The 9,393-nt window shown below is 77.6% G+C and carries 11 protein-coding genes; 9 read left to right on the top strand and 2 right to left on the bottom strand.

Going from position 1 to position 9,393, the window contains the following annotated elements; all coding sequences use genetic code 11:
• The first annotated feature begins 179 nt into the window (after positions 1-179).
• The 6 genes from ACI79F_RS16400 to nadA all read left to right on the top strand — a co-directional run bounded on the left by ACI79F_RS16400 (position 180) and on the right by nadA (position 5,321).
• The gene (locus tag ACI79F_RS16400) at positions 180-674 is read left to right on the top strand and encodes a GNAT family N-acetyltransferase (RefSeq protein ID WP_456544981.1); all 495 of its coding nucleotides are present in this window, start codon (positions 180-182) and stop codon (positions 672-674) included.
• A gap of 124 nt (positions 675-798) precedes the next feature.
• Entirely contained in the window at positions 799-1,650 is an 852-nt protein-coding gene (locus ACI79F_RS16395) for a Nif3-like dinuclear metal center hexameric protein (RefSeq protein ID WP_456544980.1), read from the top strand.
• Between the two features lie 4 nt (positions 1,651-1,654).
• Positions 1,655-2,395, top strand: a complete 741-nt coding sequence (locus ACI79F_RS16390) for a zinc ribbon domain-containing protein (RefSeq protein ID WP_456544979.1) — start codon at positions 1,655-1,657, stop codon at positions 2,393-2,395.
• A complete protein-coding gene (locus tag ACI79F_RS16385; protein ID WP_456544978.1) occupies positions 2,392-3,489 on the top strand; it encodes a bifunctional RNase H/acid phosphatase in 1,098 nt (365 codons plus the stop codon). Before ACI79F_RS16390 ends, ACI79F_RS16385 begins: the two co-directional genes overlap by 4 nt.
• An 84-nt stretch (positions 3,490-3,573) precedes the next feature.
• Complete coding sequence (locus ACI79F_RS16380; RefSeq protein ID WP_456544977.1) at positions 3,574-4,167, top strand: dihydrofolate reductase family protein; 594 nt, start codon at positions 3,574-3,576, stop codon at positions 4,165-4,167.
• Positions 4,168-4,289: 122 nt separating this feature from the next.
• On the top strand, positions 4,290-5,321 hold the full coding sequence (nadA, locus tag ACI79F_RS16375; RefSeq protein ID WP_456544976.1) for a quinolinate synthase NadA: 1,032 nt from the start codon (positions 4,290-4,292) through the stop codon (positions 5,319-5,321).
• A 3-nt stretch (positions 5,322-5,324) separates the two neighbouring features.
• Here the strand turns inward: nadA and ACI79F_RS16370 are convergent, their stop codons facing one another.
• Both ACI79F_RS16370 and ACI79F_RS16365 read right to left on the bottom strand, forming a co-directional pair.
• On the bottom strand, positions 5,325-6,560 hold the full coding sequence (locus ACI79F_RS16370) for an SLC13 family permease (RefSeq protein WP_456544975.1): 1,236 nt from the start codon (positions 6,558-6,560) through the stop codon (positions 5,325-5,327).
• A gap of 16 nt (positions 6,561-6,576) precedes the next feature.
• Positions 6,577-7,332, bottom strand: coding sequence for a sulfite exporter TauE/SafE family protein (locus ACI79F_RS16365; RefSeq protein ID WP_456544974.1), 756 nt, complete (start codon positions 7,330-7,332; stop codon positions 6,577-6,579).
• A gap of 24 nt (positions 7,333-7,356) precedes the next feature.
• Here ACI79F_RS16365 and ACI79F_RS16360 point away from each other — a divergent pair, with 24 nt between their 5' ends.
• Genes ACI79F_RS16360 through ACI79F_RS16350 form a run of 3 tightly spaced genes read left to right on the top strand, consistent with a single transcriptional unit; the run spans position 7,357 to position 9,312 of the window.
• Positions 7,357-7,716 carry a DoxX family protein gene (locus ACI79F_RS16360; protein WP_456544973.1) on the top strand — a complete coding sequence of 120 codons (360 nt, stop codon included), beginning with the start codon at positions 7,357-7,359 and terminating at the stop codon, positions 7,714-7,716.
• 19 nt (positions 7,717-7,735) lie between these two features.
• Entirely contained in the window at positions 7,736-8,470 is a 735-nt protein-coding gene (locus ACI79F_RS16355; RefSeq protein WP_456544972.1) for a PIG-L deacetylase family protein, read from the top strand.
• A 5-nt stretch (positions 8,471-8,475) separates the two neighbouring features.
• A complete protein-coding gene (locus tag ACI79F_RS16350; RefSeq protein WP_456544971.1) occupies positions 8,476-9,312 on the top strand; it encodes an endonuclease/exonuclease/phosphatase family protein in 837 nt (278 codons plus the stop codon).
• Positions 9,313-9,393: the final 81 nt, after the last annotated feature.

The raw sequence follows: 9,393 nt of genomic DNA, 5'->3' as shown, positions 1-9,393 counted from the left end.
CCCCCCCGCCGCCCCCCCGCCCCCCCCCCCCCCCCCCCCCCCCCCCCCGCCCCCGCCCCCCCCCCCCCCCGCCCCCCCCCCCCCCCCCCCCCCCCCCCCCCCCCCCCCCCCACGGTGAGGGAGGACGCCGTCCGCGACTCCCGCGACCGCGGCCCGGCCCGCTGGCAGGGTGGCCCCCCGTGGACCCCGACGACGCCGTGCGGCGGGCCGAGCCGGCCGACCTCGCGGCCCTGCCCGCGGTCGAGGCCGCCGCGGACACCCTGTTCCTCCCGCTCGGCATCACCGGCCTGCCGGCGCCGGCGACCCCCGAGGAGCGGGCCGCCGCCTGGCGGGTGCTGGTCGCCGGCCGGCCGCCGCGCGGGTTCGCCGTCCTGGAGCGCGTGGACGGCGACGTCCACCTCGAGCAGCTGTCGGTGCACCCCGGCGCCATGCGGCGCGGGCTCGGGGCGGCGCTGCTCGCGGGGACCGTCGAGGAGGCCCGGGCGGCCGGCGCCGGCCGGGTCACGCTCACCACGTACGCCGACGTGCCGTGGAACGCCCCCTGGTACGCCCGGCACGGCTTCGCCGAGACCCGCGACGTCGGGCCCGGGCTGGCCGCCGTCGTCCGGGCGGAGCTGGCCGCCGGGCTGGACCGGCACGGCCGCCGGGTGGTGATGGCGCGGCCCGTCCGGTGATCGCCGTCCTCGCGGGGAGGCCGCCGGCCGCGCGGCGGGACGCGCGGACGGCGGCACCGGGGTGGGGCCGGCGATCACCTCCGGCACTCCCGGACGGCGGAGGCGGCTCGGCTAGCGTCGCCGCGTGACCGTCACCCTGGGGGAGGTCGTCGCCGCGCTCGAGGCCCGCTACGACCCCGCGCTCGCCGAGGACTGGGACGCCGTCGGGCTGGTCTGCGGCGACCGCGACGACCCGGTCGAGCGCGTCGTCCTCGCCGTCGACCCGGTCGCCGCCGTCGTCGACGAGGTGGTGGCCGCCGGCGCCGGGCTGCTCGTCACCCACCACCCGCTGTTCCTCCGCGGCGTGCACGGGGTGCCGGCCGACGACCCCAAGGGCCGGCTCGTGCACCGCCTCGTCCGGGCCGGCGCCGGGCTGTTCGTGGCGCACACCAACGCCGACCGCGCGCCCGACTGCGGCGTCAACGACGCGCTGGCGGCGGTGCTCGGGCTGGTCGACGCCGTCCCCCTGCAGCCGGCCGGCACCGACCCGCGGGCCGGGCTCGGCCGCGTCGGCCGGCTGGCGACGCCGCTGCCGCTGCGCGCGTTCGCCGACCGGGTCGCGGCCGCCCTGCCGGCCACGGAGGGCGGCGTGCGGGTGGCCGGCGACCCCGGCCGGGAGGTGGCGACCGTCGCGGTGTGCGGCGGCAGCGGCGGCTCCCTGCTGCCCGCGGCGGCCGCCGCCGGCGCCGACGTCCTCGTCACCAGCGACCTGCGGCACCACCCGGTGTCCGAGGCCGGCGAGGAGCCCGGCCCGGCGCTGGTCGACGTCGCGCACTGGGCCACCGAGTGGCCCTGGCTGCCGGTCGCCGCCCGCGTGCTGGCCGCCGACCTCGGCGGCCGCGCCGAGGTGACCGTGTCCTCCCGGCGCACCGATCCGTGGACCGCGCACGTCACCCAGCACGTGTCCCGGGACGGCGCCGCGCCGCAGGTAGGTTGAGCGGGTGAAGGCCGACCACTTCGACCAGCAGAAGCTGCTGGCCCTCGCCGCCGAGGACGTCGCGCTCACCCAGCTCGCGCACCGGCGGCGCACCCTGCCCGAGGCGGCCGCGGTCGAGGCCGCCACGGAGGCCGAGCGGGACGCCGCGGGCGCCGTCGTCCGCGCCGAGACCGAGGTCGGCGACCTGCAGCGCGAGGTGGCCCGGCTCGAGGCCGACGTGGAGACCGTCCGGGCGCGTCAGGCCAAGGACCAGCGGCAGCTGGACTCCGGCGCCGTCTCGGCCAAGCAGATGACCGACCTGCAGCACGAGCTGCAGTCGCTGCAGCGGCGGCAGTCCGACCTGGAGGACCAGGAGCTCGAGCTCATGGAGCAGGTCGAGACCGCCGAGAAGGCGCTCGCGGAGGCCCGGGAGGCGCACGCCGCCGCCCGCGCGGCGCTCGAGCGCGCCGAGCAGCAGCGCGACGACGCCCTCGCCGACATCGCCGAGGGGACGACGGAGCACGAGGCCGCCCGCGCGCACGCCGCGGCCACGATCCCCGCGGCGCTCCTGACGCTCTACGACCGGATCCGCACCCAGACGGGCACCACCGGCGCGGCGCTGCTGCAGGCCCGCCAGTGCCAGGGCTGCCGGATCGAGCTGAACGGCCGCGACCTGGCCGCCGTCCGCAACGCCGACCCGCACGAGGTCGTGCGCTGCGAGAACTGCGGCCGGATCCTGGTGCGCACCGCCGAGTCCGGGCTGTGACGGCGCGGTTCGTCGTCGAGGCGGACGGCGGGTCGCGGGGCAACCCGGGCCCGGCCGGCTACGGGGCCCTGGTCCGCGACGCCGCCACCGGCCGGGTGCTCGCCGAGCGCGCGGCCAGTGTCGGGCGGGCCACCAACAACGTGGCCGAGTACGGCGGCCTGGTCGCCGGCCTGCAGGCGGCGCTCGACCTCGACCCCGACGCCGAGGTCGAGGTGCGGATGGACTCCAAGCTGGTCGTCGAGCAGATGTCGGGGCGCTGGAAGGTCAAGCACCCCGACATGCAGAAGCTGGCGCTGCAGGCCCAGCAGATCGCCCGGCAGCTCCGCGGCGTCCGCTACACCTGGGTGCCGCGGGCGCAGAACTCCGCCGCCGACGCGCTGGCCAACAGCGCGATGGACGGCAAGCCGGTGCACCGCGACGCCGCGGCCGAGCCGAGCACGACCGCCGACGACGTCCAGCCCGTCGCCGCCGAGCGCGCGCCGGCGGTCACCACCGTCACGCACCTGCTGCGGCACGGGCAGACCGAGCACACCCCCGAGCGCCGGTTCAGCGGCCGCAACGACCTGCCGCTGTCGGCGGTCGGCCGGGCCGAGGCCGAGGCCGCCGCCGAGCGGGCCGCGGCGCTGGGCGTCGACGTGGTCGTCGCCTCGCCGCTGCGCCGCACCCGGGAGACCGCCGAGGTGGTCGCCGCCCGACTGGGGCTGCCCGTGCTGTTCGACGACGACCTGGTCGAGATGGACTTCGGCGACCTGGAGGGGCTGACCGCCGAGGAGGCCCGCCGCACGCACCCGCTGGCCGCCCGGCGGGTGTTCACCGAGGTCGACGTCGCGGCCCCCGGCGGGGAGTCGATCGCCGACGTCAGCCGGCGGGTGGCCCGGGCCCGGGCCCGGGTCCTGCGGGAGCACCGCGGGCGCAGCGTGCTCGTGGTCAGCCACGTGACGCCGATCAAGCTGCTGCTGGCCGCGGGTCTCGACGTCGACGACGCCGTCGTCCACCGGATCTTCCTGTCGGCGGCGTCGCTGTCCACCGTCGCCTGGTCCACCGACGGCCGGCACTCGGTGCGCCTGGTCAACGACGTCTCACACCTGCCCTGATCCTCAACCGATGAGTTGAGGACGGCGCCGCCGTCCTACCCCCGACCGCTCCGCCCGGGAGCGGCGGGACCGGGAGGTGCGCAGATGGGCAGGGTGGTGCTGTTCGCGGCGGTGTCGCTCGACGGCTTCGTGGGCCGGGACGACGACATGCCCGGGCCGCTGTTCGACTGGTACGGCAACGGCGACGTCGAGCTGACCTTCAGCGACCCGGACCGGCCCTTCCGGGTGACGGCGGAGTCGGCCGACCACATGCGCGAGTTCGCCGCGCGGGTGGGCGTCATGGTCTGCGGCCGGCGCCTGTTCGACCTCACGAACGGCTGGGAGGGCGTGCCGCCCAACGGCGAGCACGTCGTCGTCGTGACCCACCGGCCGGTCGGGGACTGGCCGCACGCGGGGACGGCGCCGTTCAGCTTCGCGCCCGACGTGCGCACCGGCATCGAGCGGGCCCGGGAGCTGGCCGGCGACCGGGACGTCACGGTGGCGGCCGGCGACGTCGGGGGTCAGGCGCTGCGCGCGGGGCTGGTCGACCGGGTGGCGCTGGCGCTGGTGCCGGTCGTGCTGGGCTCCGGCCGGCCGTTCTTCGGCAGCGGCGGCGCCCCGGAGGTGCTGCTGGAGGACCCCGTGTCGGTGGTGCGGGGCAGGCGGGTGCTGCACCTGGTCTACGACGTGCGGCGCTGAGGGGCGGGGAGGAGGGCGGGAAGGACGGCGGGGCGGCGGGTGTTGCAGAGGGCGACCCCGCCGGAGAGGCTGACGCGTCGCGCGGGGATCATGTGGCCGCCCGCCTCACCCCTGGAGCCCGAGTGACCTCGACGATCGCGCCCGCCACCCCCGCCGTGCCCGGCGACGAGCGGACCCTGTCGCCCGCCGAGTACGAGAGCTGGGCGGCCGAGGTCCGCCGGCTCGCCGACGAGCGGGACGCGGTGATCCTCGCGCACAACTACCAGGTGCCCGAGATCCAGGACGTCGCCCACCACACCGGCGACTCGCTGTACCTCTCCCGCGTCGCGGCGCAGACCGACGCCCGCGAGATCGTCTTCTGCGGCGTCCACTTCATGGCCGAGACGGCGAAGATCCTCTCGCCCGAGAAGACCGTGCTGCTGCCCGACCTCGCGGCCGGCTGCTCGCTGGCCGACAGCATCACCGCCGAGCAGCTGCGCGGCTGGAAGGCCGAGCACCCCGGCGCCGTCGTCGTCAGCTACGTCAACACCACGGCGGCGGTGAAGGCCGAGACCGACGTCTGCTGCACGTCGTCCAACGCCGCCGACGTCGTCCGGTCGATCCCCGCCGACCGGGAGATCCTCTTCCTGCCCGACCAGTTCCTCGGCGCGCACGTCAAGCGCGTGACGGGGCGCGAGAACATCCGCGTCTGGGCGGGGGAGTGCCACGTGCACGCCGGCATCAGCCCCTCCGACGTCCGCGCCCAGGTCGCCGCGCACCCGGACGCCGAGATCCTGGTGCACCCCGAGTGCGGCTGCACCACGTCGGTGCTCGACCTGGTCAGCCACGGGGACCTGCCGGCCGACCGCACCCGGGTGCTGTCCACCGGCGGCATGGCCGACGCCGCGAAGAACACCACCGCGGGCCAGGTGCTGGTCGCCACCGAGGTCGGGATCCTGCACCAGCTGCGGGCGCTCAACAGCGGCACCGACTTCATCCCGATGAACGCCCGCGCGGCCTGCCGGTACATGAAGATGATCACCCCGGCCAAGCTGCTGCACACGCTGCGCACCGGCGAGGGCGTCGTCGACGTGGACCCGGGGACCGCCGCCCGCGCCCGCCGCGCGGTCGAGGCCATGATCGCCATCGGCGAGCCCGGCCGCGGCGGCGAGTGACCGTCACACCTGCAGCGCCGCCCACAGCGCAGTGGTCGCGGCCAGCAGCGTGAGCGGGACGGTGGCCAGCCTGGCGGCGGTGAAGCCCAGCGCGCCGGGCGCGGCCGTGCCCAGCGCGCGCCGCCACAGCAGGTTGGCCAGCGACCCCGCGTAGGTCAGGTTGGGGCCGACGTTCACCCCGATGAGCACCGCCAGCGCGGTCGCCGGGCCGCCGGCCGCGGCCACCGGCAGCAGCGCCAGCGTGGCCGGCAGGTTGTTCACCGCGTTCGCCAGCAGCGCCGCGACGCCGGCGACGACGAGCAGAGCCGGCAGGTCGTCCCCGGCCGGCAGGACGGCGTCCAGCCCCGCCTCCAGCCCCGAGCGGCGCACGCCCAGGACGACGACCGCGAGCCCCGCCACGAAGACGGCGAACGGCAGGTCCGCGGCGCGCACGAGGTCGGCCGGCCGCCCGGTGCCGCCCGCCAGCCGGCGGACGGCGAGCGCCGCGGCCCCCGCGGCCGCCGGGACGGCGGGGGAGAGCCCGAGCGGCGACGCGGCGGCGAAGCCGGCCACGGTCAGCGCGACCACGGCGAGCGCGAACCGGGGCAGCGGCGGGACGTCGGTGGCCGGCTCGGCCGGCGGCCGGGCCAGGTCGGCGCGGAACAGCCACCGCAGCACCAGGTACTCGACGGCGATCGCGGCCAGCCACGGGCCGACCATCAGGCCGGCGAAGTGCAGGAACGACAGGCCGGTGGCGGCGAAGGCCAGCAGGTTCGTCAGGTTGGAGACCGGCAGCAGCAGCGAGGCGCTGTTGGCCAGGTGCCCCGTGAGCAGCGCGTGCGGCCGGGCGGGCACGCCGAGCCGGGCGGCGGTGCGGACGACGACGGGCGCCAGCAGGACGACGGTCGCGTCGAGGCTGAGCACCGCCGTCACGGCCGCGGCCAGCACCGCGACCCGGCCGAGCAGCCGCCCGGCCGAGCCGCCCGCGCGGCCGGCGGTGACCGCGGCCGCCCAGGCGAACAGGCCCTCGGCGTCGGCGAGGGCGGCCAGCACGAGGACCAGCACCAGGAAGCCGATGGTCGGCGCGACGCCGGCCACCGCGTCCGCGGCGTCCCCCCAGCCGACGAACCCGGCCGCGCACAGCAGCAGCGCGCCGCCGGCGGCGACCGCTGCGGCCGGGACCCGCGGCCGGGGCGCGACGGCGGCCAGCAGCGTCGCGGCCAGCACGCCGGCGGAGACGGCGAGGGCGAGCGGGTCCACGCCGGGCACGCGGAGGTCAGGTGCGCACGAACAGGTAGACCGACACCGCGATCCCGAAGGCGACGATGAACACCCGCAGCGGCGTGGCCGGGATGCGCCGGGCCACCCGTGCGCCGAGGAACCCGCCGAGCAGCGCGGCCGGGGCGGCGACGGCGACGGCGGCCCAGTCGACCGGGCCCCAGATCCCGAAGATCACGACGGTGACCGTGGCGGTGATCGTCGACAGCGCCGACTTCAGGGCGTTGGCGAGCTTGAGGTCGTGCAGGCCGATCCCGAGGACGCCGACCAGGATCACGCCGAGCGCGCCGCCGAAGTAGCCGCCGTACGCGGTGGCGAGGAACAGCGCGACGTACAGCCAGCGCGGGTCCGGCCGCGGGCCGACGTCGCCCGCCCGCTTCAGCCGCCGGGTGATCAGCGGCTGCAGCGCGAGCAGCAGGCTGGCCATGAGCACCAGCACCGGGACGACGAGGTCGAAGGCCTCGCTCGGCGTGGTCAGCAGCACCACGCAGCCCGCCGTCCCGCCGAGCAGCGCGACGAGGCCGAACCGGACCAGCCGGCTCCGCTGGCCCACGTACTCCCCGCGGAAGCCGAGCACCCCGCCGATGTAGCCCGGCCACTGCGCGATCGAGTTCGTCACGTTTGCCGCCACCGGGCCCAGGCCGAGGGCCACGAGGACGGGGAAGAGGATCAGCGACCCGCCGCCGGCGATCGAGTTGATGCCGCCCGCCGCGAGGGCGACGGCGGCGATGACCAAAAGGTCGGCAGCGGACACGACAGGTCACCCTACGGTTGCGGCATGCGACTCCCCGGCAGGGCGAAGGTGCTGTTGACCGCACTCGGCGGCTCGGGCGTGGTCCACCTGGTGCGGCCGCGCACCTACGAGTGGCTGGTGCCGCCGGAGCTGGGCGACGCCCGCACCTGGGTGCTGGCCAGCGGGGTCGCCGAGATCGGGACGGCCGCGCTCATGGCGGCGCCGGCCACCCGGCGGGCCGGCGGCTGGGCGGCCGCGGCGCTGCTGGCGGCGTTCGTCCCGGCGCACCTGCACACCTTCCGCGTGGTGCCGAGGAAGCCGCTCCCGCTGGCGGTGGCGGCGCTGCGGCTGCCGCTGCAGGCGCCGCTGATCGGCATCGCGCTGGGGGTGGCACGCGGCCGCTGAGCAGGCAGGATGGCGGGCCATGAGCCCAGCTGGAGCCGAGCCGCTGCCCGACGACTGGCAGCGGGCTCTCGTCATCGTGGCCCACCCCGACGACATCGAGTACGGCTGCGCCGCCGCCGTCGCGGTGTGGACGGCGGCCGGCAAGGACGTCCGCTACGTGCTGGCGACCAGCGGCGAGGCCGGGATCGCCGGGTGCCCGCCCGAGGCGGCGGGGCCGGCGCGCGAGGAGGAGCAGCGCCGGGCGGCCGCGGCCGTCGGCGTCTCGGTCGTGGAGTTCCTCGGCCACCCCGACGGCCGGCTGGTCGAGGGCCCGGACCTGCGCCGCTCGCTCGCCGCGGCGATCCGGCGGCACCGCCCGGAGCTGGTGGTCACCATGCACTGGGGCGAGACGTGGACCCCGCCGGGCACGTCGCCGGCCTACTGGAACAGCGCCGACCACCGGGCGCTGGGCCGCTGCGCGGTCGACGCCGTCGGCGACGCGGCCAACGAGTGGATCTTCCCGGAGCTCGCCGACCCCGAGCCGTGGCGCGGGGTGCGCTGGATCGCCGTCAGCACCCCCACGGGGGTCACGCACACCGTCGACGTCACCGACGGCGTGGAGCCCGCGGTCGCCTCGCTCACCGAGCACCGCCGCTACCTGGCCGCCCTGTCCGACGAGCCGGTCGAGGTGCAGGCACGTCGGCAGGTCGACATGGCGACCCCCGCCGGCGCGGACGGGCGGCGGACCGCCGGGTTCGCCCTCTACGCGGGCTGAGCGCCGTGGCCGGCTCCCTGCGGGTGCTCACGCTCAACGTGCTCGGACCGGCCAACCCGGACTGGGAGCGGCGCCGCGCGGTCATCGCTGCGACGCTGCGCCGGCTGGACGCCGACGTCGTCGCCCTGCAGGAGGTGCCGATCGGCTCCGCGCCGGACGTCGTGGCGGACCTGGTCGGCCCCGGCTACACGCTGCGCGGGCTGGGCCGCCCGGCCGAGGACGGCGTGGGCGCGGCGCTGGCCACCCGCGGCCCGTCCCGGGTGGTCGACGAGCTGGACCAGCGGTGCACGCCCCGCTCCCGCGACTTCCCCTGGTGCGCGACGCTGCTGGTCGAGGTCGACACCGCGGTCGGCCGCGTGCTGGTCGCCCACCACAAGCCGAGCTGGCAGTTCGGGTTCGAGTACGAGCGGGAGCGGCAGGCGCTCGCGGCCGCGCGGGCGATCGAGGCGGCGGTCGGCGACGCGCACGCCGTCGTCCTCGGCGACCTCGACGCCACCCCCGACGCGGCGAGCCTGCAGTTCTGGCGCGGCCGGCGCTCCCTGGACGGCGTCAGCGTCTGCTACCAGGACGTCTGGGAGACGCTGCACCCCGGCGACCCCGGGTACACGTTCTCCCGGGGCAACCCGCTGGTGCGCCGCGGCGAGGTGGCCACGGCGGTCTCCCGGCGGATCGACCACGTGCTGGTCCGTGCCGGCGTGCACGGCCCCACGCTGGAGGTGGCCGCGTGCGCGCGGGTGCTCGACGGCCCCGTGGACGGCGTGTGGGCCAGCGACCACGTCGGCGTCGTCGCCGACCTGCGCCTGCCCGACCACCCGCCGGGCAGCTGGGGCGCCGGGGGTTGAGCCGCGCCGTCGACCGTGAGGCCGGGGCGTGGTGCGGCTCCCCGGCCGGCGGGGCGGCTCCGGTACCGGAGCACGACCACT

Source organism: Blastococcus sp. SYSU D00868 (genome assembly GCF_054050575.1).
This window is presented reverse-complemented; position numbering and strand designations above follow the sequence as displayed.

What these genes read in the sequence shown, in the direction of transcription:
- ACI79F_RS16355 (WP_456544972.1), top strand. Translation starts at nt 7,736, where the DNA reads ATGAGCCCAGCTGGAGCCGAGCCGCTGCCCGACGACTGGCAGCGGGCT.
- ACI79F_RS16380 (WP_456544977.1), top strand. Translation starts at nt 3,574, where the DNA reads ATGGGCAGGGTGGTGCTGTTCGCGGCGGTGTCGCTCGACGGCTTCGTG.
- ACI79F_RS16360 (WP_456544973.1), top strand. Translation starts at nt 7,357, where the DNA reads ATGCGACTCCCCGGCAGGGCGAAGGTGCTGTTGACCGCACTCGGCGGC.